The organism is Nonomuraea sp. KM90, from assembly GCF_052246675.1.
Taxonomy (GTDB): domain Bacteria; phylum Actinomycetota; class Actinomycetes; order Streptosporangiales; family Streptosporangiaceae; genus Nonomuraea.
In genome coordinates this window covers 1-24,881 of record NZ_JBQQCB010000137.1, presented here as the reverse complement: position 1 = coordinate 24,881, position 24,881 = coordinate 1, and the positions used below count along the sequence as shown (strand labels likewise).

The window sequence follows — 24,881 nt, the reverse complement described above, 5'->3', positions numbered from 1 at the left end:
ATTCGTTCTCAGGCTTCCCCCCACGTCGCGAGCTGAAGTCGTGCAGCCATGTCGAAGTCCCGCCTCGGCGGGACTTGGTGTCTCCGGGGCGGGTGTAGCCTGTTTCGCGGGCCGGAGGTTCGGGCCGGAAGGGCTCGCGTGACGGAGGCTCTTGCCGGAGGCCGGGCTCTCTGACGGGATCCTGGCGGAGGGCGGACTCTCTGGCCGGTTCCTGGCGGGGGTCTCGGGAGGGGGAGTCCTGGCGGGGGTCGCGGTCGAAGGGGGTCTCGCGGGACGGCGGCTCGGGCGCCCGGGTGTAGGCGCCGTCCGACGGCGATCGGGGCGGCGGGTCGTAGCCGACGGCCGGCTCCTCCGGCTCGTGCCGCACCACCGACGGGAACTGCCGCGTGTCGGAGGCCAGCGGTGGCACCGGCTGCAGCTTGGCCACGCGCGGCGCGAACGGCGTCACCGTGGTGTCCTCCACCACGGACGGCTCGGGGTCGAAGTCGGCGGCCGACAGGCGCATGGCCTCGTCGTCGTGGGGCGTCACGTGACGCTTGCGCGGGTCGAAGAGCCATTCGGCGTGGCGGGTGTGACCGTTCCACACGTAGCCGAGCTTGACCCGCCACAGGCCGTCGTCGCGCTTGGCGGAGTCCCAGTCGATCTCGTCGGTGGGCACGCCGCGCCTGGTCAGCCGCTCCGCGACGAGGTCGCCGAGGGTGGGCCCGGGCGCGGACTCGCCGGGCATGCGGACGGCGACGCGCTGGGCCTGCTGGGCGACGTACTCCCGCTCCTGCAGCACCGGCCCCTCGAACCAGCGGACACGCTCGACCGGGATCCCGGCGGTCGCGGCGATCTCCTCCGCCGTCTCTCCGGCACGGATGCGGGCCTGGATCTCCTTGGGGCGCAACGGACTCTCCACTTCGATCTCGTACTGGCCGAGACGGGAGAAGTTGCCGCGGACGGCAGCACGGAGCCGGTCGTCCACGGGAAGCGTGAAGCGCGTACCCCGTCCGGCTGTAGCCAGCACGAGGTAGGTGCCGTCCTCACTCACCGCGACGAGTCGGAGCTCCTGCATGCGAGTCCCTTCGTCAGCGTCGCCATTCTTCCCCCGGACCCTTGAGTCTCTCGCGTGTGCCGGTTGCCTGCCAGCACCGTACCCGGCATGTCCGAACATCGCCTTCCTGGGATAGCCAGGAGGCGATGTGACGCCGGTCACATTTATGGAATCCATCCCTCTAGAGCCCGCCATCGCGCATGAGGAGGTTAGATCGCCGCGACGGGTTCTGGCGAATCGCGCCGCGGGCCGTCGTGCACCCGAGCCGGGTGGCCAGGGCGGCGGGGCCGGCGCTCGGGTGAAGCTCCAGGTGGCGGGCGGCGGCGCCGGCGAGGTACGGCGCGTGCGCCGAGAAGGCGCGGCCGTCCGATGTGACCTGACATGTGCCCTGATCCGCGGCCCCGACGACGAACACCCCCGAACGTACGAGCGAGCGGGCGGCCGCGTCCAGAGCCGGCGAGCCGGCGCCGTCGATCGACAAATTCGCCACGGAGGGGCCGCGCGCGTGCCGGTGGATCCAGTCCAGCCCCGCCAGCACGTCGGCCAGCGTTCCCGTGCCGTCGCAGCCGAGCACCCGTACCGAGGCGATCCTCGCCCCCGGCGCGACGTCGTGGGCGCGGGCGGCGACCCGCGTGCCGTGACCGCCGCAGTCGCGCCCGGTGCCGCCGGTGGCGTCGAAGGCGCGCCAGGCCCGCTCGCCGAACCCGGCCTGCTTGGCCTTGACGCCGCTGTCCACGACGTACACGGTGACGCCGGCGCCGTCGGCCCGTACGGTGGACGGCCGTTCGGGTCTCGTGCTCGCCATGGGATGGATCCGGCGATCCGGCTCGATCGTGCGCACCCGCGGGTCGGCCCGCAGCTCGGCCAGTTCGGCGGCGGTGAGGAAGGTGGCGAATCCGGGCAGCGCCGAGGTGAAGTAACGGCGTACCCGCCACCGCACCTCACCGACGAGGTCGCGGGCGTCCCCCCGGTCGCGGGCGGTGACGATGTAGGGCCGGGCGGGTTCCACCGGGGCGGGCCGCAGGGCGAGTCCTGAGGCGGGCGTCATGGCCAGAGGGACGGCGGTCGTGGCGGCCGTGGCCATGGCCGCGGCGAGGTAAACGGAGGGCAGGCCGAGTCGTCGGGGCACGAGTTACAAGGGTGCCTGTCACGCAGGTCACAGGAACAACAGGACACGCACTCGCGTCTATTCACGAGACAGCTCTTTACCGAACGCATGACCAGAGGGGACTGATCCCGGAGATGAGCGGCGAGCAGCGGAAGTTCGAGCTGAGCATGCCGCAGATCCTGGGCAGCGCCCTGGCCGCCGTGACCGCCGCCGTGGCCGCGTCGTATCTCGGCGTGGCGGGCACCGTGATCGGCGCGGCGGTGGTCAGCATCGCCAGCTCGGTCGCCACGGCCGTCTACACGCACTATCTCAAGCGCACCGGAGAGCGGGTCAAGCAGCACACGCTGACCTCCTGGCGCGAGGAGCACGGCCCGGACGGCCCGCCGGAGGAGGGGCGGCTGCTCGCGGCCGCCGCGCACGCGACTCCGGGCGACGGCGAGTCCACGCTGGTCATGCCGGTCGTGGAGGAGCCGCGGCGGAGGCTGCCATGGCTGAAGATCGCGACCGCGGCGACGATCGTGTTCGGGGTCAGCATGGGGAGCATCCTCGTCTACCAGGCGGCGGCGCAGCAGACCGTGCACGAGCAGGTGACCGGGAAGGCGCCCAAGAAGCCGCAGGAGGAGGACAGAGGCCGGCCGGTACGGCAGGAGAGGGAGAGCGAGGCGCCCGCGTACACGCCGCAGACCTCCACGCCCGCGCCGTCCACCCCCTCGCCCAGCCCCACGACGGCCCGGCCGACCAGGACGCCGAGCCCGGGGCCGACTCCGGAGCCGACGCCCACGCCGTCGGACACGGTGGAGCCGTCGGGGGAGGTCACGACAGCGCCGCCGCAGCCGGACCAGCCCGACGTGGGGGAGGAGGCGCCGGTGTCCAGCGCGCCGCCGGCACCGACCGAGCAGCCCGCGGACACGCCCGTGCGATGAGTCCGTCTTCCGCAGGTCGCCGTTCCCTTTCGCGCCGCACTTCGGCACTGGTCCTGGGCGGGTGGCGAGGGAGGTCCGTACGGGGGGTGCGTCCCGGAGCCGGGGTCAGGGGCCGAGCACCTTGTCCAGGTAGTCGTTGGTGAACAGGCGGGCCGGGTCCAGGCGGTCGCGGAGGGCCTGGAAGTCGGCGAGGCGGGGATAGACCTTGCCCAGGTACGCGGCGTCGCGGGTGTGCAGCTTGCCCCAGTGGGGGCGGCCGTCCAGGCGGGTCATGATCTCCTCGACCCCCTCGAAGTACGCGGGGTTCGGCGTCGGCCGGTAGATGTGGCAGGCGACGTACGCCGACGCCCGCCCGTACGCGGTGGACAGCCACGCGTCGCTGGGCGGCGTCACCCGCACCTCCACCGGAAAGGTGATCCTCCAGTCCATCCGCTCGACCAGGTCCCGGGTCTCGCGCAGGGCCTGGGCCAGGCGCTCGCGCGGGACGGCGTACTCCATCTCGAGGAAGCGCACGTCCCGCCGCGCCGTGAACACCTTGTACGACGCGTCCACCGACTCCGAGTCCCCGAGCGCCGCCGCGCTGACCGCGTTGATCCGCGGGATCAGGGAGGGGAGGCGGGCGCCGAGGGCGCAGGCCGCGCCGAAGACGGTGTTCTCCAGGAACACGTTGTCCAGCCAGTGCCGGAGCGCGCCCGGCGGTCGCGCCGGGCCGGGGCTCCGGTTGTTGGTCTTGACCAGGCAGGCGTCGGTGTGCGGCAGCCAGAAGAAGTCGAGGTGCCCGTTCGCGGAGGTCAGCTCGTCGAGCGAGCCGAGGATCTCGCCGAGCGTGAGCTTGCGCCGCCGGTTGTGCAGCAGGAACGCGGGCTCCACCCGGAACGTCACGGCCGTCAGCACCCCGAGCGCGCCCAGCCCCACCCGGGCGGCGTCGAACAGCTCCTCGCCCGGCGAGACGGTGGCCACCGAGCCGTCGGCGAGCACCAGCTCCAGCTCGGCGACCTGGTCGGCGAGGCCGCCGCTGTCGCGGCCGGTGCCGTGGGTGCCGGTCTGGATGGCGCCGGCGACGGTCTGCTCGGTGATGTCGCCCATGTTCGCCAGCGCCAGGCCGCGCTCGGCGAGCAGCTCGTTCAGCGCCCGCAGGGGCGTGCCCGCCAGCACGGTGACGCGGTCGTCCGCGCATGACCTGATCCCGGTCAGCGCGCCGGGGCGCAGCATGATGCCGTCGGTGAGGGCCACCCCGGTGAAGGAGTGGCCCGTGCCGATCATGCGGACCCGCCGCCCGGAGGCGGCGGCGTCGCGTACGGCGCGTACGACGTCCTCGACGGAGGCCGGCGTACGCACCTCGGCGGGGGTGCCCGACTGGTTGCGCGCCCAGTTCACGAAGGCCACGAGCACCCCTCACCCAAGAGCATCGTTCCGACTAAACGCGAACGATACTCACTTCTCCCAGCCCTCCGGAACGGGGTAGATGTCCCCGGGCTTGAGGTCCTGGCTCTTGACCACGTCGGACACGGTCACCAGGTGGTAACCCTTGCCCTTGAGGGTCTTGATGAGCGAGGGCATGCCGTCCACGGTCTGCTTCACCCAGTCGTGCATGAGGATGATCGAGTTCGGCTTGGCCACGGCCAGGGTCTGCTTCTGGATGGCCTCGACGTTCTTGGAGCTCCAGTCCTGGGAACCGGCGGTCCACAGGATCATCGGCATGCCGAACTCGGCGGCGATGTCGGAGACCTGCAGGTCTGCCATCCCGTACGGCGGGCGCAGCAGCTTGGGCTCGACGCCCGCCGCCTTCTTCACCGCGTCCTGGGTCTTCTGGATCTCGCTCCTGATCGCCCCTGGCTCGATCTTGGTGAAGTCGGGGTGGCTGTAGCTGTGGTTACCGAGTTCGTGGCCCTCGGTGGCCATGCGCTTGACGTAGGAGGGGCGGCTCTTCACGTATTGGCCCTCAAGGAAGAACGTCGCTTTCGCGTCGTACTTCTTGAGCGTGTCGAGCAGCGTTCCCGCGTACTTGCCCGGACCGTCGTCAAAGGTCAGTGCGATGCACTTGACCTGCTCGCAGTCGACCGGCTCCTTCTTGGTGGGGGTTTGCGCGAGAGCCGGTGCCGGGGCAAGAGTCACGCAAACAGCCGCGATAGCTAGAAGTGAACTGATTTGTCGGGACATAACTAGAGCTTCCAGTGTGATGGGTGTTGCGAGGGATGTCCCGACCGTAGCGGATCAGGTCCGCGGGGGTGAAGGAGCCTCGGGAAGTCTCAGCAAACCCGAACCTCCGATTCCCACGATCACGGCCAGCACCGCCGCGCACAGCGAGAAGCCGTACGCGCTGGACGCGCCGTACGTCTCGGTGAGCTGACCGCCCGCCCACGAGCCGATCGCCACACCGAACCCGATCGCCGTCGAGATCCACGCCATGCCCTCGGTGAGCAGGGACGGCGGCACCAGCCGCTCGGTGAGCGAGAAGCACGTGATGAGCGTCGGCGAGATGGCGAACCCGGCCAGGAACAGCGCCCCCGCCATCAGCCACGGGCTGTCGATGAACAGGATCGGCACCAGCCCCACCATGAACAGGGCCAGCGCCCGCACGAACCGCGCGCGCATCGAGATGCGCCAGTTGCGGGACCCGAACCAGAGCCCCGACACCATCGACCCGCCCGCGAACGAGGCCAGCAGGAACCCCGCGGCCCCCTTCACGCCGCGCTCCTCGGCGAACGCCACCGTGATCAGGTCCACGGACCCGAAGATCGCGCCCAGCGCCAGGGAGACGCCGGCGATCAGGGCGATGCCCGGGATCAGGATGGGCGTGCCCGCCGACGTCCTGAACTGCTGCACGGGCGGCTGGGTGCGCCCCTGCGAGGCCAGGGCGAGGGAGCCCAGCAGCATGCAGACCAGGGCCACGATCAGGCCCGCGTACGGGTTCACGGCGGTCGCGAGCACCGTGACCAGCGCCGGGCCGGTGACGAAGACGACCTCGTCCGCCACGGACTCGAACGCGAACGCGGTGTGCAACCGGCCGGAGCCGCCGTAGATGACCGACCAGCGGGCGCGCACCATCGAGCCGATCGACAGCGAGGTGGCGCCCACGATCAGCCCCGAGGCGTACAGCGTCCATTCGGGCAGCCCGGACCCGGCGAGGATCATCAGGGCCGCCAGGGCGAGAGCGTTGACGATGGCGATCGGCGCGATCACCCGCCCCTGCCCGAACCTGTCGGCCAGCCGGCCCGACAGGGGCGCGGCCACGGCGAAGGCGACGTTGGAGGTGGCGGCGACCGCGCCGGCGGTGGCGTAGTTGTCGGTGAGCGTGGAGATCAGCAGGATGACCCCGATGCCCAGCATGGACATCGGCATCCGGCCGATGAGTCCGGCCAGCACGAAAGCTTTGACACCGGGCCTCTCGAACAACCCCCGGTAAGGCCCGACCACGCTGTTTCCCCCTTACTCAAGCAGCTAACCATTGCGCACTGTATGTCCGGATGGCAAGTGATTTGGCGCGGGCGTGAGTTAACGTGTCCCGGGTGTCCGGTCTTCCCAGCCTTCGCGCGGTCATGCTCATGGTCATCGCCGTGCTCGCGGTCTGCGCCGCTGCCGGCGGCATCGTCGTGATCATGGACGATGACCTGGTCAGGACCGTGCAGGAGCCCGTACGCCGGGAGCCCCGTATCCAGCCGCAGACCGGACAGTCCGCCGCTCCCCGCCTGGACCAGATCGTGCCCACGGCCGCACCGGTCAAGGATTTCGGCCAGGGCGGTCCCGGCGTCACCTCCACGCCGCCGCGCGTGCTGGCGATCGCCCCGGGCACCGTGCCCAAGCAGACCAGGTTCCGCCTCGGAGAGCTGAAGCACGTGCAGAAGGTGATCGTGGTGGACGCGGGCGCGGTCAAGGTGTCCGGCACCGCGCTGAACCTGCTGGCCGTGGACCCGTCCGACTTCCGCTCGTGGACGCCGCAGCCCGTGGCCGACCAGCCCGCGCTGTGGAGCGCGCTGGCCAGGGGCGGGCTGGTCGCCGACGCGGGCGCGATACGCAAGTTCGGGATGATCCTGGGCGCGATGTACCAGGTGGACGGCGGGCCCCGGCTCCGCGTCGCGGCCTCGGCCACGCTCGGGCTGCACGGCGTGGACGGTCTGGTGAGCGCGGACCTGGGCCGGTCGCTGGGGTTCGCGCCGGGGGTGGCGGTGCTGCTGCACGGCAAGGAAGGCAAGATCAGCGAGTCGGGCGTACGCAAGCTGCTCGGCAAGGGCGCCCAGGTCGTCGTGCTGGACGCGGCCGCCCGCACCGCCAAGCAGCAGCAGCCCGCCCAGCAGCAGCCGCAGCAGGTCAACGTCGGCCGGCCGGGCAGCTATCTGGAGCTCTACAAGGCCGCCGCCACCCGCTGCCCCGGGCTGTCCTGGACGGTGCTGGCCGCGATCGGGCAGGTGGAGAGCTCGCACGGGCGCAACAACGGGCCCTCCAGCGCGGGCGCGCTCGGGCCGATGCAGTTCATGCCCGCCACGTGGAAGCACTACGGCGTGGACGGCGACGGGGACGGCAAGAAGGACATCTGGAGCCCGTACGACGCCGTGCCCGGCGCGGCCAACTACCTGTGCGCGAACAAGGCGGGCCAGGGCGGCGAGAGGCTGCGCAAGGCGATCTGGTTCTACAACCACTCGTGGGACTACGTGAACAAGGTCATGGGGATCGCCGAGGCGTACGCCCGCACCTACGCCTGAGGCGCCTGAGCCGCCTGAGCCGCCTGAGGCCGCCTGCGCGGCGGCGGGCAGCAGGTGAGCGCGCACGGCACCGGCTCGGGCTCCTCCAGCAGTTCGCGCACCATCCGCACGAAGCTCGGGTGCGTGCCCGCCGTCGCCGCCCGCTCCATCGGCAGGCCCAGCTCCGCCGCCACCGCCCTGGCCTCGGTGTCGAGGTCGTAGACGACCTCCATGTGGTCGGAGACGAAACCGATCGGCACGAGCACGACGGAGCGTGCGTCGGTCTTGCGCAGGAAGTCGCAGACGTCCGGCTCCAGCCACGGCACCTGCGGCGGCCCGCTGCGCGACTGCCACACCAGGTCCCACGGCTCGGTGCGGCCGAGCGCCTGGTTGACCAGCTCGGCGCTCCTGCGCAGCTGCGCCTCGTAGAGGCCGCCGGACGGCCCGGCCGTCTCGGCCATGGAGACGGGGATGCTGTGGGCGGTGAACACCAGCCTGGCGTCGTCGCGCCCGAGCCGCTCCAGCGCCGCCCTGGTGTGGTCGGCCATCGCGGCCACGAACCCGGGGTGGTCGCCGTAGTGGCGCATCTTGACCAGCTCGGGGCCGCCGTCGACGGAGATCCGGGCGATGTCCTCGTAGTATTGCCGGCAGCTCGAGTAGCCGGCGAACGCCGACGTCGCGAACACGGCCGCCTTCCGGATGCCGTCGGCCCGCATCTGCCGCACCGTGTCCTCGCCGAACGGGTGCCAGTTGCGGTTGCCCCAGTAGACCGGGACGCCGGCGACCGGGCGCAGCGCCTCGACCAGGTCGCGGTTCTGCTGGTTGATCGGGCTGACCCCGCCGAAACTCTGGTAATGCTCGGCCACCTCGAGCAGCCGCTCGCGCGGCACTCCCCGGCCGCGCACGACGTTTTCCAGGAACGGCATCACGTCGTCCGGTCCTTCCGGGCCGCCGAACGACAGGACCAGCAAGGCGTCGTAAATTCCCACGTGACAACCCTATGCGGGAGTGTCGGCGGTCCCTTCCGCGAGGTAGGTTCGATCGAGTGAGCGCATTCAACGACATACGTGACTATGTGGCCATCCCTCGGGTTCTCTCGCTGCGGCTCTCGCCCGACGGCTCCAGATTGATCTCCACCGTCCAGTCCCTCAACCCTGACGGAAAGTCGTTCGGCACCGCGCTCTGGGCCGTTCCCGTGGACGGCGAGCCGTACCGGCTGACGCGCTCGGCCAAGGGCGAGTCCGCCGCGGTCTTCACCGCCGCCGGGGACGTGCTGTTCACCTCCGCCCGCCCCGACCCCACCGTGAAGGACTCCGGCGACGAGGTCCCCTCGTTGTGGTTGCTGCCCCGCGCGGGCGGTGAGGCCCGCCAGGTGGCCACCCGGCCCGGTGGCATCGGGGCCGTGCGCACGGCCGGCGACGTGGTCGTGTTCGTCGCCGACGTGCTCGACGGCGAGGAGGCCGCGGAGGAGGAGAAGCGCAAGGCCCGCAAGGACGCCGGGATCAGCGCCGTCCTGCACGAGGGTTACCCCGTGCGCTACTGGGACCAGGACCTCGGCCCCGGCCGGCCCCGCCTGTTCGTGGCCCGGCTCGGTGCCGACCGCCTGGAGGACGTGCGCGACCTGACCCCCGACGCCGGCGACGCGCTGCGCGAGGGCGGGTTCGAGCTGACCCCCGACGGCGCCACCGTGATCTCCACCTGGCGCAACTACCTGCCCAAGGGCGAGTGGCGTACCGACCTGGTGGCCATCGACGTCGCCACGGGAGAGCGGCGGGTGCTGCTCAGCGACGAGGCCCACGACTTCACCGGCCCGCTGGCCGTCTCCCCTGACGGCACCAGGATCGCCTGCTCCCGCGACCGGCTCACGGGCCTGAACGTCTCGGCGCGCAGCGAGCTGTGGATCGCCGACCTCGCCACGGGGGAGGGCCGTGCGTACGCGCCCGACCTGTTCCCCTCGGACGTCGAGTGGTCGCCGGACTCATCGACCGTCTACCTCGCCGCCGACTTCCAGGGCCGCCGCCCGATCTTCCGCGTGCCCCTGGAGGGGGAGGCCACCAGGCTCACCCAGGACGACTGCGCCTACCTCGGCCTCAGCCCGTCCCCCGACGGCCGGTTCGTGTACGCGCTGCGCAGCGCCGTCAACCTCGCGCCCGCCCCGGCCAGGATCGACGCGGCCACCGGTGAGATCACCGAGCTGCCCTCGCCCGCCCCGCGCCCCGAGGTGCCCGGCACGCTGACCGAGATCTCCGCCACCGCCGACGACGGCGCCACCGTCCGCGGCTGGCTCGTGCTGCCGGAAGGCGCCTCGGCCGAGGACCCCGCGCCGTTCGTGCTGTTCATCCACGGCGGCCCGGTCGCCTCGTGGAACGACTGGCAGTGGCGCTGGCAGTCCTGGATCATGGCCCAGCACGGGTACGCCGTGCTCATGCCCGACCCCTGCCTGTCCACCGGCTACGGCCAGGAGATGATCGACCGCGGCTGGGGCAACTGGGGCCCGCGCACGCAGGCCGACCTCGACGCGATCGTGGACGTGGCACTGGCCAGGGACGACATCGACAGCGAGCGCATCGCCGCGATGGGCGGCTCGTACGGCGGCTACATGGCCAACTGGCTGGCCGGGCACACCGACCGCTACAAGGCCATCGTCACCCACGCCTCGCTCTGGAACCTCGACCAGTTCGCCGGCACCACCGACGCCTCCATGTACTGGCAGCGCGAGTTCGGCGAGCCCGGCTCCGAGCGGTACCAGCTCCTGTCCCCGCACCACTCCCTCACCGACATCACCACCCCGGTGCTGGTCATCCACGGCGACAAGGACTACCGCGTGCCCATCGGCGAGGCGCTGCGCCTGTGGTGGGACCTGCGCCGCACCGAGGTCGAGTCGAAGTTCCTGTACTTCCCCGACGAGAACCACTGGATCCTCAAGCCCGGCAACGCCGTCGCCTGGTACGAGACCGTCCTCGCCTTCCTGGCCCAGCACGTGCTCGGACAGGAGTGGAAGCGCCCGGACTCGGTGGCCTGATGACGGATTTCCTGAGGCTCGCCGAGGACATCGCCCGCGAGGCGGGGGACATGCTCCTCGCCAAGCGGCCCACGATGTCCGGCGAGATCGAGACCAAGTCCAGCCCCACCGACGTGGTGACCACCCTCGACAAGGCGTCGGAGGAGCTCATCCGCGAGCGCATCCTGGCCGCCAGGCCCGGCGACCGGATCCTCGGCGAGGAGGGCGGGGAGGAGCCCGGCGAGTCCGACGTGCGCTGGATCGTCGACCCGATCGACGGCACCGTCAACTTCCTGTACGGCCTGCCGGACTGGGCCGTGTCGATCGCCGTCGAGGTGAACGGCCAGGTCGTGGCCGGGGTCGTCAACGTCCCGCAGCGCGGCGAGGTCTACACCGCGGCGCTCGGCGAGGGCGCCCGGCTCGGGGCCGGGCGGCTGCGCTGCAACACCGGCGTGCCGCTGGCGCAGGCGCTGGTCTCGACCGGCTTCGGCTACGCCCAGGCCCAGCGCGCGGTCCAGGGCGAGGTGGTGGCCAAGGTGCTGCCCCGCGTGCGTGACATCCGGCGCGGTGGCTCGTGCGCCGTCGACCTGTGCTCCGTGGCCGCCGGGCGGGTGGACGCGTACTACGAGCGCGGCGTCAACCAGTGGGACTTCGCCGCGGCCGGGCTGATCGCCACCGAGTCGGGCGCCAGGCTCGGCGGGCTGCGCGGCGAGCCGGTCAGCCCGGCCTTCGCGCTGTGCGCGGCTCCCGGGCTGTTCGAGGAACTGCACGACCTGCTGGCGCGGCTGGACCCCGAACGCGCCGCCTGATCGCTGAACCGGGTCGAGAAACGGCCGGAGCCGGGCTCCGGCCGTTTCGCACGGCTAGCGGGGCAACGGGATGCCGTGATCGTCGGCCAGCCTGCGCAGGTCCTCGATCTCGGCGGTGAGTGTGTCGGCGAGGTAGTCGTCGCCGACGCTACGGGCCTCCCGAAGGCCCTTGTAAGCCTGGTCGAGGCGGTGTTCGATCGTGGTCGTGAACTCGCCCATCTCACCTACTCTCTGGGGGTTCGATCCGTGTGGGGGGCGAAGTTACCCCATCGCCAGATGAAGACCGGGCAATGGGTGTCCCGCAGGCATACCCCGGCTTGTCGCCCACCGAAACATGAATTTCTCCAAGGGCCGTCTCACCGCGGGGTCACCGAGCCCTGAACATGCCTTACCGTGCGCTTATCGAGGCCGTGGGCAGAATGAGTGCCCAGAATCCGGAGAAGAGGTGTGCCAGGCGTGCGGGTGCTGGTGGTAGAGGATGAGCGGGTGCTCGCCGACGCGATCGCGACGGGGCTGCGGCGTGAGGCCATGGCGGTCGATGTCGCGTACGACGGCGGGGGCGCCCTGGAGCGGACCTCCTACATCGACTACGACGTGATCGTGCTCGACCGCGACCTGCCCGTCGTGCACGGCGACGAGGTGTGCCGCCGGCTGGTGGAGCAGCGGACGGCCTCGCGGATCCTCATGCTGACCGCGTCGGGGGACGTGGACGACAAGGTGGAGGGGCTGGGCCTGGGGGCCGACGACTACCTGGCCAAGCCGTTCGTGTTCATCGAGCTGGTCGCGCGGGTCCGCGCACTCGGCCGCCGCTCCGCTCCCGCCCTGCCGCCCGTCCTGGAGCGGGCCGGGATCCGGCTCGACCCGGGCAAGCGGCTGGTGGAGCGCGACGGCAAGGAGGTCGTGCTGACCAAGAAGGAGTTCGCGGTGCTCGAGGAGCTGATGCGGGCCGAAGGGGCCGTGGTCAGCCAGGAGGACCTGCTGGACAAGGCATGGGACGAGAACATCGATCCCTTCACGAACGTGGTCCGGGTGACCATGATGACGCTGCGGAAGAAGCTGGGCGAGCCTCAGGTGATCGAGACTGTGCCCGGGGTTGGGTACAAGTTGTGAATGATCGGCCAGAGCGTGAGGGCCCGACGCATCCGATGATCAGCCCGCACTCGGCGAGGAAGGCGACGCGGGTGCAGGAAGCGCCGCCCCCGGTCGGCCCGCCCGCCTGGGACGGTCCCCCTCCGCTGGAGCAGCAGGCGCCGGCCACACGATCCACTATGGATCGTGTGAAGGATCTGCCGGGCAAGGTCAGCATCCGATGGCGGCTGACGCTCACCTACGGCGCGCTCGTCTTCGGGGCGGGCGCGGCGCTGCTGCTGTCGGTGTACGTCATCCTCGGCACGGCGATCAGCCGCGCCTGGCCGACCCTCGACACCGGGCTCGACCCGATCTCCGACGCGCAGATGCAGGCCCGCTGGCGCCAGTACGAACAGCTGGCGATCATCAACGCCCGTGACGCGCTGCTCGGCAGCGCGCCCATGGCCCTGGTGGGTGTGGGGATCCTGGCCCTCATCATCGGCTACTTCGTGGCCGACCGGGCGCTCAAGCCGGTCGCGCAGATGACCGTGACGGCGCGCAAGCTGTCCGAGAGCACCCTGGCCCACCAGCGCATCGCCCTGGAGGGCCCCAACGACGAGCTGAAGGAGCTGGCCGACACCTTCGACGCCATGCTCACCAGGCTCAACGTCGCCTTCGACACCCAGCGCAGGTTCGTGGCCAACGCGTCGCACGAGCTGCGTACGCCCCTGACCATCAACAGGACGGTCCTGGAGATCGCCCTGTCGGATCCGGAGGCGTCGGAGGACCTCAAAGCGCTCGGCCGTACCCTCCTCGAGGTCAATGCGCGCAATGAGAAGCTCATCGAGGGATTGCTGCTGCTCGCCAGGAGCGAACGCGAACTCGCCGTGCGCAAACCGCTCGACGTTCAGGACGTCGCCGAGACGGCGCTGGAACAGGTCACGCCCTTCGCCGAGGAACACGGCGTAACCGTGAGCGCCGAACTGGTCAGCGCGCCTACCATAGGCGATCCCGTGCTCCTCGAGCGCTCCATCAGCAACCTGCTCGAGAACGCCGTGAAGTACAACATTCCCGAAAACGGAAAAGTCTGGATCCGAACGGGAATGGTGGACGGTGCCTTGGTTGTTCAGGTGGCCAACACGGGACAGCACGTCCCGGCGTACGAGGTGAACAGCCTGTTCGAGCCGTTCAGGAGGCTCCATGCGGACCGCGTGGAATCGGCCAAGGGAGCGGGGCTCGGGCTGTCCATCGTCCGTGCGGTGGTACAGGCGCACGGCGGGAATGTGGCCGCCGTGCCGCGTGATGGTGGAGGGCTTGTCGTGACCATTCAGCTGCCGAGGCGTTGACGGGCGTGTCGTCCAGGCGCGTTCGTCCGCGTGGTGCCGCGCGTGTTGAGGCCCGGGGGGCGTCTCATTCGCGCCGCACATGTGGTTGGATGTGCCGTCGAACACGGTGGTGCATGACGCCAAGGCTGTGGGTTTCGCCATATTTGGCTAACCATTGCCGTCGGCAGCAGGCCCTGACGTGTTGGGAGGTTCGTTGTCCGTTTCCGCGGGGTACCGATGGGAAATCTCCCCGACGGAACGGGCACAAGATGGGCTTCCCGGACGTTAAGACGCGCGATGAGCGCGAACACATATGGATGAGGGGGATGGAGTAAGCACAATGGCTACCGACTACGACAGCCCGCGCAAGACAGACGACGACCTGGGGGAAGACAGCCTCCAGGAACTCCAGGCGCGGCGCACCGACAAGTCGTCTGGCAGCATCGACATCGACGAGACCGACCTGGCCGAGTCGCTCGAACTGCCCGGTGCGGACCTGTCGAACGAAGAGCTCTCCCTGCGGGTGATTCCCCGCCAGGCCGACGAGTTCACCTGCTCACGCTGCTTCCTGGTGCATCACCGCAGCCAACTGGCCTCTGAGAGGAACGGCCAGCAGGTCTGCCGGGAGTGCGCCGCCTAATTTCTGGAGCGAAAGTGCTCGGGGTAGCGAGGGAGCGATGACCGAAGCCCACGAACCCTGAGCGGTCGCGACCAAGAGACATGGAGGCATCGCGTGGCCGTACCGGAGAAAGACCAGCAACCAGGCAGTGAGATCGCCGACCCCGACCGTGAGGTCGGCGAGCTCGTAGGCAGGCTCACCGCGTCCGGTGAGCTCGCGCCGGCCGAGCGGCGCAGGCTGCTCGGCCGCCTAGCCCAGGCGTTGTCCGCGGGAGCCAAAAGGGCACGCGCGACCGGCGCGGGCCGGGGACGCTGGCTGGCGGACGTCTTCCTCAACATCGCGCCGCGCATCCCGATCCGGGATCTGCACACCCTTGCCGAACATCATCACGGCCTGACCGGCGAGGAGCTCGCCGACGACCTGGTGCGCACCGCGCAGAAGGCCACGATGACGGTCGGCGCCATCGGCGGAGCACTGGCCGCGGCCGAGTTCGCCGCGCCACCCCTCCTGCTCTCCGCCCCCGCCCAGCTCGTCGCCGAGACGATCGTCGTCGCCGCCATCGAGGTCAAGCTCCTGGCCGAGCTGCACGAGGTCTACGGCGTACGTGTCCAGGGCACCGGCACCCAGCGCGCGGTCGCATTCACGGCCGCCTGGGCCAAGCAACGCGGCATCGACCCCCTCGCGCCCGCGTCCGTCTCACTGGCGCTCGGGGCGGCCACCAAGACGGCTCTGCGCAACCGTCTCATGCGTACGCTGGGCCGCCATCTGACCACGTTCGGCCCGTTCCTGACCGGCGCCGTCGCCGGCGGCGCGCTCAACCGCATGGCCACGAAGAAGCTCGGCGAGACCATCCGCAACGACCTGCGCGTCAAACGCCCGCTGCCCGGTGCCGGACAGCCCGAGGCCGTCGAGTCCCCGCCGCGTAACGAGCTCGACCCGTAGCCCTGCCTCCCGGCCGCGGGCCCGGTGTCTAGGCCGCGTCCGAGCGCAGCCCGTCGAAGGCCATCTTGATCAGCGCGTCCGCCAGGTCGTCAGCGCAGGCGCCGCGTGACGGGTGGTACCAGTCGGTGATCGAGTTCACGGTGCCGAACAGCAGCCGCGTCACCAGTGCGGGATCCAGGTCGGCCCGGATGCCACCCTCCGCCGCCGCCTGCCCGACCAGGTGGCTGATGAAAGCGTCGAACTCCCGCCGCCGCTCCAGCGCCGCCCGCTCGGTGCGGCTGTTGCCACGCACCCGCAGCAGCAGCGTCACGTACGGCTGCCGGTCGACGAGGATGCGCACGCTCTGCCGTACGACCCATTCCAGCCGCTCGATGGCCGCCCCCGAGGCGGCGCGCTCGTCGGCCACCATCTCGAACAGGCCGTCCAGCGCCCGGTCGAGGGCGCGGGCGAGGAGCTGCTCCTTGCCCGGCACGTGGTGGTAGATGGCCGACTTGGTGACGCCCAGCGCCCTGGCGAGGTCCTCCATGCTGGTGCCGTCGTAGCCACGCTCGTTGAAGACGCCCACCGCGATGGACAGCACGGACTCGGGGTCGTGCCCGCGCCTGCGCTGACGCGTGGGGGCTGATGTGGCCATATGCCCGATTATCCCTGCTTGTCCTGGTCGCCCGCCGCAGCTCGCCGGTCGATGACCCGCTTGAGCTTCCCGACCGACCGCTCCAGCGTCTCCGGATCCACGACCTCGACCTCCACGCTCACGCCGACGGCGTCCTTGACCGCCCTGCGCAGCGCCTCGCCCGCCTCGCCCCGCCCGCCGCCGAACTCGGGACGCGCCTCGACCCTGACCGTCATCACGTCGAGCCGCTCGGGGCGCGTCAGGTGCAGCTGGAAGTGCGGAGACAGGCCCCGCGTGGCCAGCACGAGCTCCTCGATCTGGGTCGGGAACACGTTCACGCCACGCACGATGATCATGTCGTCGGTGCGCCCGGTCACCTTCTCCATGCGGCGGAACGCGGGCCTGGCCGTGCCGGGCAGCAGCCGGGTCAGGTCGCGCGTGCGGTAGCGGATGACCGGCATGGCCTCCTTGGTGAGGCTGGTGAAGACCAGCTCGCCCGCCTCGGCCGGCTCGCCGGTGAACGGATCGACGGTCTCCGGGTAGAAATGGTCCTCCCAGACGTGCAGGCCGTCCTTGCTCTCGACGCACTCGTTGGCCACGCCGGGCCCGATCACCTCGGACAGGCCGTAGATGTCCACGGCGTGCAGGTCGAAGCGCTCCTCGATCTCCGCGCGCATCCGCTCCGTCCACGGCTCCGCGCCGAAGATCCCGACGCGCGGGGACGCGGCGCGCGGGTCCAGCCCCTGCGCGGCGAACTCGTCCAGCAGGGCCAGCATGTACGACGGCGTCATCATGACGATGTCGGGCCGGAAGTCCGCGATGAGCCGCACCTGCCGGGCCGTCATGCCGCCCGAGACGGGCACCACCGTGCACCCCAGCCGCTCGGCCCCGTAGTGCGCGCCCAGCCCGCCGGTGAACAGGCCGTAGCCGTAGGCCACGTGCACGATGTCGCCGGGCCGCCCGCCGGAGGCGCGGATCGAGCGGGCCATGACCTCCGCCCAGACGTCGATGTCGCTCCTGGTGTAGCCGACCACGGTCGGCCGCCCCGTGGTGCCGCTGGAGGCGTGCACCCTGACCACCTGCTCGCGGGGGACGGCGAACATGCCGAACGGGTAGCTGTCGCGCAGGTCCTGCTTGGTGGTGAAGGGGAACTTCGCCAGGTCACCGAGCTCCTTGCAGTCGCTCGGATGCACCCCGGCTTGGTCAAATTTCGCCCGATAAATTGGTACGTTCTGGTACGCGTGGTCGAGGGTTCGCCGCAGGCGCTCCAGCTGCAGCGCCATGAGCTCGTCGCGGGACACCCGCTCGACCGGGTCGAGCTCGTGGTCCGCGGGGGGATCTCCAAGTCTCACTTCAGCTCCCGGCTCCGGCCGCGGAACTCCGCGACCACCTGTCCGTCCGGCCTTCGCACGGTGATGTCGTAGATGCCGCTGCGCCCGTAGCGGGTGCGCTCGGCCGCCTCGGCGACCAGCACGTCGCCCGCGCGGGCAGGCGAGACGAACGTGATCTCCGCGCCCGCCGCCACCGTCACCGGGCCGTAGGTGTTGCAGGCGCACGCGAACGCCGTGTCGGCCAGCAGGAACACGTATCCGCCGTGGCACAGGTCATGGCCGTTGATCATCTGGCCCGTCACGGTCATGCGGCACACCGCCCGGCCCTCGCCCAGCTCCGTCAACTCGATGCCCAGGGCCGCGGAGGCGGTGTCGGCGTCCATCATGCGACGCGCGCTCTCCAACGCAAGTCTCCCTTGTCAACTGACCGAATGTTCGGTAAACCAATCACCGTCCTGACTTCCCTGTCAAGAGATGAAGCGCCGGCCCGGGCCACGTCGCGGGGCGCTTCCACGCGGTGCGGTCCGGGCGGCCGGCGTGGCACGCGGAGTGCGCCTGATCTCGGGAGAGATGGGCATGGGCAGGACGTCGGGCGTGCGGATGGACTTCGACGGCTGAGCGGAGGAGGAGCGATGGCCAAGCCGTTCGCCTCGTCGGCGGATCTCGGCGAGAAGAGGCAGTCTCTGGAGGTGCTGGCGGAGGGCGTCTACGCGCTCACGGCCGAGGGCGACCCCAACGTGGGCGCGATCGAGGGGGAGGACTTCCTCGTCTGCTTCGAGGCGCTGGCCACGCCGGTGGCCGCCCGCGAGTGGCTGGCCCGGCTGCGCGAGCACACGGACAAGCCGGTCAGATACCTCGTGTTGTCGCACTACCACGCGGTCAGGGTGCTGGGCGCCTCGGCGTTCGGCGCGGACGTGATCGTCACCCACGAGAAGACCCGCGAGCTGATCGCCGAGCGCGGCGAGCAGGACTGGGCCAGCGAATACGGCAGGATGCCGCGCCTGTTCAAGGAGCCGGGCTCGATCCCGGGCCTGACGTGGCCGACGGCGACGTTCAGCGACCGGTTCACCATCGACCTGGGCGGCGGGCGGGGCGACCTCGTCCTGCAATACTGCGGGCGCGGCCACACCGAGGGCGACCTGGTGGCGTGGCTGCCGGATCGGCGCATCATGTTCGCCGGAGACCTGGTGGAGTCGCAGGCCGCCCTCTACACCGGCGACGCCTTCCACCGGGAGTGGTCCTCGGGGACGCTCGACCGGGTGGCGTCGTTCGGGGCGGAGACGCTGGTCGGCGGCCGGGGCGCGGTGGCCAGGGGGAAGGACGGCGTGGCGGCGGCGATCGGGCAGACGCGCGACTTCGTGGCGGTGATGTTGCGCGAGGTGGGCGCGGCGGGGTCGATGAAGGAGGCGTTCGAGCGTACGCACCGGGCCCTGGAGCCGCGTTACGGCGCCTGGCCGATCTTCGAGCACTGCCTGCCGTTCAACGTCTCCAGGCTCTGGGACGAGCTGCACGGCGTCGAGCGGCCACGGATCTGGACCGCCGAGCGCGACCGGCAGGTGTGGGACGAGCTGCAGTCATGAGGAACGACGCACAGGTCATCGTGATCGGCGCGGGCCCGGTCGGGCAGAGCGCCGCGCTGCTGCTGGCCCGCTGGGGCGTCCAGGTGCTGGTGCTCGACCAGCGCCCGTCGCGGGGCAGGGGCGGCTCCAAGTCCATCTGCCAGCAGCGCGACGTGCTCGACATCTGGGCCGCCGCCGGCGCGGCCAAGGTGGCCGAGGAGGGCCTGGCCTGGACCACGGCCCGCACCTACTACCGCGACCGGGAGCTGTTCTCCTGGGCGTTCGAGCGTGAGGGGCCGCTGCCACCCTGCGTGAACATCTCCCAGAGCCGCACCGAGCAGATCCTCGACGAGGTCATCGCCGGGCAGCCGCTCATCGAGGTGCGCTGGGACCACGAGGTCACCGGCCTGTCCCAGGACTCCACGGGCGTCACCGTGCACTGCGGCCAGCGGCGGCTGCGCGCGCCCTACGTGCTGGCCTGCGCGGGTGCCAGGGCCCAGGGGCTGCGCGGGGGACTGGGGGTGGCCTTCTCCGGGGAGACGTTCGAGGACCAGTTCCTGATCTGCGACATCAAGGCCGAGCTGCCGGGCTGGGAGAACGAGCGCCGCTTCTACTTCGACCCGGTCTGGAACCCGGGGCGGCAGGTGCTCATCCATCCCTGCCCCGGCGGCACGTACCGGATCGACTGGCAGATCGCGCCGGACTTCATCCCAACAGAAGCCGATATATCGCGAAAAATCCGGCAGATCATCGGGGATCGGCCGTACGAGCTGCTCTGGCACAGCACCTACCGCTTCCACTCGCGCATCGCCTCCCGCATGCGGGTCGGCCGGGTCCTGCTGGCGGGCGACTGCGCCCACCTGGTGGCCCCGTTCGGTGCGCGGGGGCTCAACTCCGGCGTGCCCGACGCCGAGAACGCGGCCTGGAAGCTGGCCTTCGTGCTCAACGGCTGGGCGGGGGAGGAGCTGCTGGAGTCGTACCACGCCGAGCGGCACGCGGCCGCGCGGGAGAATCTGCAGGTCACCGCGGCCACCATGCGCTTCCTCGCGCCCAGGAGTGTGGAGGAGCGGATGCGCAGGCGGGCCGTGCTGGAGGGCGGCCGGGTCGCCGAGGTGGACTCGGGGCGCTTCGCCGAGCCGTACTGGTACGTGGACTCGCCGCTCACCACGCCCGAGCCATCGCGGCCCTTCCTCGGCAGACCGCCGAAGGGAGCGCTGTGCGTGCCCGCGCCGGGCGTGATCCTGCCCGACGTGCCGCTTCCCGGGGGCAGATTGCGGGAGATGGCCCGGGACGGATTTCTCGTGCTATTGGGTGATATGTGCGATTCGAGTTTGTTTGTGCAGGTCCTGGGCAAGGTCATTACGGCGCCGCTCGCCGTACGCGGGCTCGCGGAGATGGATGGGACTGGCTCGCTCGCTGAGAGGCTCGGCGCCGGGCCGGATGAGGCATGGCTCATCAGGCCCGATTCCCACATCGCCGCGATCATCCCCCATGCGGGGCCGGAGTCGGTGGCGGCCGCTGTGAGCCGCGCACTCGGCGGCTCTCCTGACACATGACCCCATAGGAGGACTGCGTGAGTGGCCGTAGCTCGTTTCTGATCGTCGCGAACCGGTTGCCGGTGGACCGGACGATCGAGCCTGACGGAGCGGCCTCGTGGCGCAGGAGTCCAGGAGGCCTCGTCACCGCCATAGCGCCGGTGATGCAGCGCCGCCATGGCGCCTGGGCCGGCTGGCACGGGGCGCCCGACGAGAAACTGGAGCCGTTCGAGCAGGACGGGATGAGTCTCATCCCCGTGCCGCTGTCGGCCAGCGAGGTGGAGCTCTATTACGAGGGCTTCTCCAACGCCACCCTGTGGCCGCTCTACCACGACGTGGTGGCGCCGCCGGTGTTCGACCGGGCGATGTGGGAGACGTACCGGTCCGTCAACGAGCGCTTCGCCGTCGCGGCCGCCGAGGCCGCCGAGGAGGGCGCGGTCGTGTGGGTGCAGGACTACCAGCTCCAGCTCGTGCCCGCCATGCTGCGCAGGCTCCGGCCCGACCTGCGGATCGGGTTCTTCCTGCACATCCCGTTCCCGCCGACCGAGCTGTTCTGGCGGCTGCCGTGGCGCAAGGAGCTGGTCGAAGGGCTGCTCGGGGCCGACCTGGTGGGCTTCCAGCTGCCCGGCGGCGCCTCGAACTTCCGCAGGTTGTGCCGGCGGCTGCTCGGGCTGCCGTACAAGGGGAACGAGATCTTCCTCGACGACCGGATCGTGACCACGCAGGCGTTCCCGATCTCGGTGGACTTCGCGCAGCTCGACACGATCGTGCGCGAGCCGCACATCGTGGCGCGGGCCAAGGAGATCAGGATGGAGCTGGGCGACCCCGAGCACGTGCTGCTGGGCGTGGACCGGCTCGACTACACCAAGGGCATCGGGCAGCGGCTGGAGGGGTTCGGAGAGCTGCTCAAGGACGGGCAGCTGCGGCCCGGCGAGGCCGTGTTCGTGCAGATCGCGACGCCGAGCCGGGAGCGGGTGGACGAATACCGCCGGCTGCGCGACGACATCGAGCTGCAGGTCGGCCGGATCAACGGGGAGCACGCCCAGCTCGGCTACCAGCCGATCTGGTATTTCCACCAGTCCTACGGCCACGAGGAGCTGGCGGCGCTCTATCTGGCGGCCGACGTCATGGTCGTCACGCCCTTGCGCGACGGGATGAATCTGGTGGCCAAGGAGTACATCTCCTGTCACCACGACCTGCACGGCGGGCTGGTGCTCAGCGAGTTCGCCGGGGCCGCCGACGAGCTGCGGCAGGCCTATCTGGTCAATCCGTACGACGTGGAGGACGTCAAGCGGCAGATGCTGGCCGCGATGCGCGCCACCCCGCACGAGCTGGCCCGGCGGATGCGGACGATGCGCCGCCGGGTCGCCACCTACGACGTGGACCGCTGGGCCAGCGAGTTCCTCACGGCCCTGGAGACACCTGCTTCACAGACTTCCACGCGTCGTAGCGCTTCTTGGCGGTCCGGTTGACCACGATCTGCGCCACTGACATGCCCACTCCCATGACGACGGCGTAGCCGATCGCCTCACCCATGCTGACCTCGGGCGAGTCCGTGTCGATGGGCGGCTCCTTGCCGGTCGCCTTCCGCCAGGCGAACCCGAGGATCTTCCGCGCCGCCCAGGCGGTCACCAGGCCCACCAGGCCACCGATGACACGCCAGGCGACATCGGGCTTGTCCTCCGCCATGTCGATCTCCCTTCCCCTTTGTAACGAACACTAGTCTCTACCGCAGGCCGCGCCCGTGAAGCCGTACCATAAGGAGGCATGACTCAACAGCGACTACGCCGTCCATCCATGCCCCAAAAGCCGACCCTTGACGGCTTGGAGCAGGTATGGGTAGCTCGCTGGGAGGACGAGGGCACTTACCGCTTCGACCGGTCCAAGCCGCGTGAGCAGGTCTACTCGATCGACACGCCGCCGCCGACCGTGTCGGGGTCGTTGCACGTCGGGCATGTCTTCTCCTTCACCCACACCGACATCATGGCCCGCTACCAGCGGATGATCGGTAAGTCTGTCTTCTACCCGATCGGGTGGGACGACAACGGGCTGCCCACCGAGCGCCGGGTGCAGAACGTCTATGGCGTGCGCTGCGACCCGTCGCTGCCCTACGACCCCGAGTTCGTCCCCCCGGACAAGCCCGGCAAGCGTGAGATCTCGATCTCGCGGCGCAACTTCGTGGAGCTGTGCCACAAGCTGACCGCCCTCGACGAGCAGGCGTTCGAGGAGGTGTGGCGGCGGGTCGGGCTGTCGGTCGACTGGTCGCTGCTCTACACCACGATCAGCGACGAGTCCCGCGCGGTGTCGCAGCGGGCGTTCCTGCGCAACCTGCTGCGCGGCGAGGCCTACCTCGCCGAGGCGCCGACCCTGTGGGACGTCAGCTTCCGCACCGCCGTCGCCCAGGCCGAGCTGGAGGACCGGGAGTGGCCCGGCGCCTTCCACAAGATCTCCTTCTACGGCGAGAAGGGCCCGGTCTGGATCGAGACGACCCGGCCCGAGCTGATCCCGGCCTGCGTGGCGCTGGTCGCCCATCCCGACGACGAGCGCTACCAGGAGCTGTTCGGCACCTCGGTGCTGACGCCGCTGTTCGGGGTCGAGGTGCCCGTGCTGGCCCACCGGCTGGCCGAGCCCGACAAGGGCACCGGCATCGCGATGATCTGCACGTTCGGCGACATCACCGACGTCACCTGGTGGCGCGAGCTGCACCTGCCGACCCGGCCGATCCTCGGCTGGGACGGGCGGCTGCTGCCCGAGCCGCCGGAGGGCGTGGAGGAGGAGCCGTACAAGGAGCTGGCCGGCAAGACCGTCCACAGCGCCCGCGAGCGGATCGTGGAGCTGTTGCGGGAGTCGGGCGACCTCGAGGGCGAGCCCCGGCCCGTGCGGCGCACGGTGAAGTTCTACGAGAAGGGCGACAAGCCGCTGGAGATCGTCACCACCCGCCAGTGGTACATCCGCAACGGCGGCCGTGACGAGGAGCTGCGGCAGCGGATGCTGGCGCGCGGGCGCGAGCTGACGTGGCACCCGCCCCACATGCGCGTGCGCTACGACAACTGGGTCGAGGGGCTCACCAGCGACTGGCTGATCTCGCGCCAGCGCTTCTTCGGCGTGCCGTTCCCGGTGTGGTATCCGATCGACGAGTCGGGGCAGGCCGTCCACGACGCGCCGATCCTGCCCACCGAGGACATGCTGCCGGTGGACCCGTCCTCCGACGTGCCGCCCGGCTACACCGAGGAGCAGCGGGGCGTGCCCGGCGGGTTCATGGCCGACCCCGACGTCATGGACACCTGGGCCACCTCGTCGCTCACGCCGCAGATCGCCGGCCGATGGGGCTCCGACGACGACCTGTTCCGCCGCGTCTTCCCCGCCGACCTGCGGCCGCAGGCCCACGAGATCATCCGCACCTGGCTGTTCTCGACCGTGGTCAGATCGCACTACGAGTTCGGCGGCACGCCATGGAGCGACGTGGCGATCTCCGGGTGGATCCTCGACCCCGACCGCAAGAAGATGTCCAAGTCCAAGGGCAACGTGGTCACCCCGCTCGACCTGCTGGAGCAGCACGGCTCCGACGCGGTGCGCTACTGGGCGGCCAACGGGCGCTACGGCGTCGACACCGCCTTCGACGCGGGGCAGCTCAAGATCGGGCGGCGGCTGGCGATCAAGGTCCTGAACGCCTCCAAGTTCGTGCTCGGGCTGGCCTCCGACGACGCCGGCTCCGAGGTGACCGAGCCGCTCGACCGGTCGATGCTGACGGCGCTGAGCGACGCCGTGCGGGAGGCGACGGAGGCGTTCGAGGCCTACGACCACACCCGGGCGATCGAGGCCGTGGAGCGCTTCTTCTGGGCGTTCTGCGACGACTACCTGGAGCTGGTCAAGGCCCGCGCGTACGAGTCCGGCGCCGCCTCGGCGTCGGCGCACGCGGCGCTGCGGCAGGCGCTCGACACGCTGCTGCGGCTGTTCGCGCCGTTCCTGCCCTTCGTGACCGAAGAGGTGTGGTCGTGGTGGCGCGACGGCTCGGTCCACCGCGCCGCCTGGCCGCTCACGGAGCGGGGAGAGGGCGACCCGGCCGTGCTGGCGGTGGCCTCGGAGGTGCTCGGGCAGGTCCGCAAGGCCAAGTCGGAGGCCAAGCAGTCGATGCGGGCCGAGGTCTCCCGGCTGACCGTGTGGGCGCCCGACGTGGAGCTCGTGCGGCAGGCGCAGGACGACCTGTGCGCGGCGGGCAACGTCGAGGAGTTCGTGCTCGACTACGGCGACGAGCTCAAGGTCGAGGTCCAGCTGGGCTGACCGGCGCTCCGACGCCGGGCGCCCCGCGCGGGGCGCCCGGCGTCAGCCGTCT

23 protein-coding genes are annotated in these 24,881 nt (G+C 70.6%); 12 read left to right on the top strand and 11 right to left on the bottom strand.

What is annotated here, in order from left to right; translation table 11 throughout:
- Window positions 1-1,057, bottom strand: a 1,057-nt coding sequence (gene sepH / locus ACTWPW_RS54490) for a septation protein SepH (protein ID WP_443173622.1), incomplete at its 3' end; no start/stop codon positions are given.
- A 160-nt stretch (window positions 1,058-1,217) separates the two neighbouring features.
- A complete protein-coding gene (locus ACTWPW_RS54485) occupies window positions 1,218-2,165 on the bottom strand; it encodes a S8 family serine peptidase (RefSeq protein WP_443173621.1) in 948 nt (315 codons plus the stop codon).
- Between the two features lie 113 nt (window positions 2,166-2,278).
- Between ACTWPW_RS54485 and ACTWPW_RS54480 the strand changes: the two genes are divergently transcribed.
- Window positions 2,279-3,067 (top strand): hypothetical protein, encoded by a 789-nt coding sequence (locus ACTWPW_RS54480; RefSeq protein ID WP_443173620.1) that lies wholly within the window; start codon window positions 2,279-2,281, stop codon window positions 3,065-3,067.
- Window positions 3,068-3,172: 105 nt separating this feature from the next.
- Here ACTWPW_RS54480 and ACTWPW_RS54475 read toward each other — a convergent pair whose 3' ends face one another.
- The 3 genes from ACTWPW_RS54475 to ACTWPW_RS54465 all read right to left on the bottom strand — a co-directional run bounded on the left by ACTWPW_RS54475 (window position 3,173) and on the right by ACTWPW_RS54465 (window position 6,433).
- Complete coding sequence (locus ACTWPW_RS54475) at window positions 3,173-4,453, bottom strand: D-arabinono-1,4-lactone oxidase (RefSeq protein WP_443173619.1); 1,281 nt, start codon at window positions 4,451-4,453, stop codon at window positions 3,173-3,175.
- A gap of 48 nt (window positions 4,454-4,501) precedes the next feature.
- Window positions 4,502-5,182: a polysaccharide deacetylase family protein gene (locus ACTWPW_RS54470; RefSeq protein ID WP_443173618.1), complete on the bottom strand. Its 681-nt coding sequence runs from the start codon at window positions 5,180-5,182 to the stop codon at window positions 4,502-4,504.
- Window positions 5,183-5,281: 99 nt separating this feature from the next.
- Entirely contained in the window at window positions 5,282-6,433 is a 1,152-nt protein-coding gene (locus ACTWPW_RS54465) for an MFS transporter (RefSeq protein WP_443173617.1), read from the bottom strand.
- A gap of 143 nt (window positions 6,434-6,576) precedes the next feature.
- Between ACTWPW_RS54465 and ACTWPW_RS54460 the strand changes: the two genes are divergently transcribed.
- On the top strand, window positions 6,577-7,767 hold the full coding sequence (locus ACTWPW_RS54460; protein WP_443173616.1) for a lytic transglycosylase domain-containing protein: 1,191 nt from the start codon (window positions 6,577-6,579) through the stop codon (window positions 7,765-7,767).
- Here the strand turns inward: ACTWPW_RS54460 and ACTWPW_RS54455 are convergent.
- The gene (locus ACTWPW_RS54455) at window positions 7,758-8,735 is read right to left on the bottom strand and encodes a ferrochelatase (RefSeq protein ID WP_443173615.1); all 978 of its coding nucleotides are present in this window, start codon (window positions 8,733-8,735) and stop codon (window positions 7,758-7,760) included. The genes ACTWPW_RS54460 and ACTWPW_RS54455 overlap by 10 nt on opposite strands.
- A gap of 11 nt (window positions 8,736-8,746) precedes the next feature.
- On the opposite strand from ACTWPW_RS54455, the gene ACTWPW_RS54450 reads away from it, so the two are divergent.
- Together ACTWPW_RS54450 and ACTWPW_RS54445 are read left to right on the top strand one after the other, a co-directional pair.
- A complete protein-coding gene (locus ACTWPW_RS54450; RefSeq protein WP_443173614.1) occupies window positions 8,747-10,768 on the top strand; it encodes an alpha/beta fold hydrolase in 2,022 nt (673 codons plus the stop codon).
- The gene (locus ACTWPW_RS54445) at window positions 10,768-11,556 is read left to right on the top strand and encodes an inositol monophosphatase family protein (RefSeq protein WP_443173613.1); all 789 of its coding nucleotides are present in this window, start codon (window positions 10,768-10,770) and stop codon (window positions 11,554-11,556) included. The genes ACTWPW_RS54450 and ACTWPW_RS54445 overlap by 1 nt, the downstream gene beginning before the upstream one ends.
- A gap of 54 nt (window positions 11,557-11,610) precedes the next feature.
- Here ACTWPW_RS54445 and ACTWPW_RS54440 read toward each other — a convergent pair whose 3' ends face one another.
- Window positions 11,611-11,775 (bottom strand): hypothetical protein, encoded by a 165-nt coding sequence (locus ACTWPW_RS54440; RefSeq protein WP_165974805.1) that lies wholly within the window; start codon window positions 11,773-11,775, stop codon window positions 11,611-11,613.
- Between the two features lie 237 nt (window positions 11,776-12,012).
- On the opposite strand from ACTWPW_RS54440, the gene ACTWPW_RS54435 reads away from it, so the two are divergent.
- The 4 genes from ACTWPW_RS54435 (at window position 12,013) to ACTWPW_RS54420 (ending at window position 15,510) form a co-directional block, all read left to right on the top strand.
- Window positions 12,013-12,666, top strand: coding sequence for a response regulator transcription factor (locus tag ACTWPW_RS54435; RefSeq protein ID WP_138693059.1), 654 nt, complete (start codon window positions 12,013-12,015; stop codon window positions 12,664-12,666).
- A gap of 71 nt (window positions 12,667-12,737) precedes the next feature.
- Window positions 12,738-13,970, top strand: a complete 1,233-nt coding sequence (locus ACTWPW_RS54430; protein WP_375115656.1) for a sensor histidine kinase — start codon at window positions 12,738-12,740, stop codon at window positions 13,968-13,970.
- Between the two features lie 319 nt (window positions 13,971-14,289).
- Entirely contained in the window at window positions 14,290-14,589 is a 300-nt protein-coding gene (locus ACTWPW_RS54425; protein WP_090929286.1) for a DUF4193 domain-containing protein, read from the top strand.
- Between the two features lie 93 nt (window positions 14,590-14,682).
- Window positions 14,683-15,510, top strand: coding sequence for a hypothetical protein (locus tag ACTWPW_RS54420; RefSeq protein WP_375115655.1), 828 nt, complete (start codon window positions 14,683-14,685; stop codon window positions 15,508-15,510).
- 28 nt (window positions 15,511-15,538) lie between these two features.
- Here ACTWPW_RS54420 and ACTWPW_RS54415 read toward each other — a convergent pair whose 3' ends face one another.
- The 3 genes from ACTWPW_RS54415 to paaI are packed head-to-tail and all read right to left on the bottom strand — an operon-like array spanning window position 15,539 to window position 17,840.
- A complete protein-coding gene (locus tag ACTWPW_RS54415) occupies window positions 15,539-16,144 on the bottom strand; it encodes a TetR/AcrR family transcriptional regulator (RefSeq protein ID WP_375115654.1) in 606 nt (201 codons plus the stop codon).
- 8 nt (window positions 16,145-16,152) lie between these two features.
- Window positions 16,153-17,475 (bottom strand): phenylacetate--CoA ligase PaaK, encoded by a 1,323-nt coding sequence (gene paaK / locus ACTWPW_RS54410; protein ID WP_375115653.1) that lies wholly within the window; start codon window positions 17,473-17,475, stop codon window positions 16,153-16,155.
- Window positions 17,472-17,840, bottom strand: a complete 369-nt coding sequence (gene paaI, locus ACTWPW_RS54405) for a hydroxyphenylacetyl-CoA thioesterase PaaI (RefSeq protein WP_364115152.1) — start codon at window positions 17,838-17,840, stop codon at window positions 17,472-17,474. Before paaI ends, paaK begins: the two co-directional genes overlap by 4 nt.
- Window positions 17,841-18,086: 246 nt before the next feature.
- Here paaI and ACTWPW_RS54400 point away from each other — a divergent pair, with 246 nt between their 5' ends.
- The 3 genes from ACTWPW_RS54400 to ACTWPW_RS54390 are packed head-to-tail and all read left to right on the top strand — an operon-like array spanning window position 18,087 to window position 22,020.
- On the top strand, window positions 18,087-19,034 hold the full coding sequence (locus ACTWPW_RS54400; protein ID WP_443173612.1) for an MBL fold metallo-hydrolase: 948 nt from the start codon (window positions 18,087-18,089) through the stop codon (window positions 19,032-19,034).
- Window positions 19,031-20,569, top strand: coding sequence for an FAD-dependent monooxygenase (locus tag ACTWPW_RS54395; protein ID WP_443173611.1), 1,539 nt, complete (start codon window positions 19,031-19,033; stop codon window positions 20,567-20,569). The genes ACTWPW_RS54400 and ACTWPW_RS54395 overlap by 4 nt, the downstream gene beginning before the upstream one ends.
- Before the next feature lie 17 nt (window positions 20,570-20,586).
- On the top strand, window positions 20,587-22,020 hold the full coding sequence (locus ACTWPW_RS54390) for an alpha,alpha-trehalose-phosphate synthase (UDP-forming) (RefSeq protein WP_375115650.1): 1,434 nt from the start codon (window positions 20,587-20,589) through the stop codon (window positions 22,018-22,020).
- Here the strand turns inward: ACTWPW_RS54390 and ACTWPW_RS54385 are convergent.
- On the bottom strand, window positions 21,953-22,237 hold the full coding sequence (locus ACTWPW_RS54385) for a DUF4235 domain-containing protein (RefSeq protein ID WP_364114806.1): 285 nt from the start codon (window positions 22,235-22,237) through the stop codon (window positions 21,953-21,955). The genes ACTWPW_RS54390 and ACTWPW_RS54385 overlap by 68 nt on opposite strands.
- 78 nt (window positions 22,238-22,315) lie before the next feature.
- Here ACTWPW_RS54385 and valS point away from each other — a divergent pair, with 78 nt between their 5' ends.
- On the top strand, window positions 22,316-24,829 hold the full coding sequence (valS, locus tag ACTWPW_RS54380) for a valine--tRNA ligase (protein WP_443173610.1): 2,514 nt from the start codon (window positions 22,316-22,318) through the stop codon (window positions 24,827-24,829).
- The last annotated feature ends 52 nt before the right edge of the window (window positions 24,830-24,881 follow it).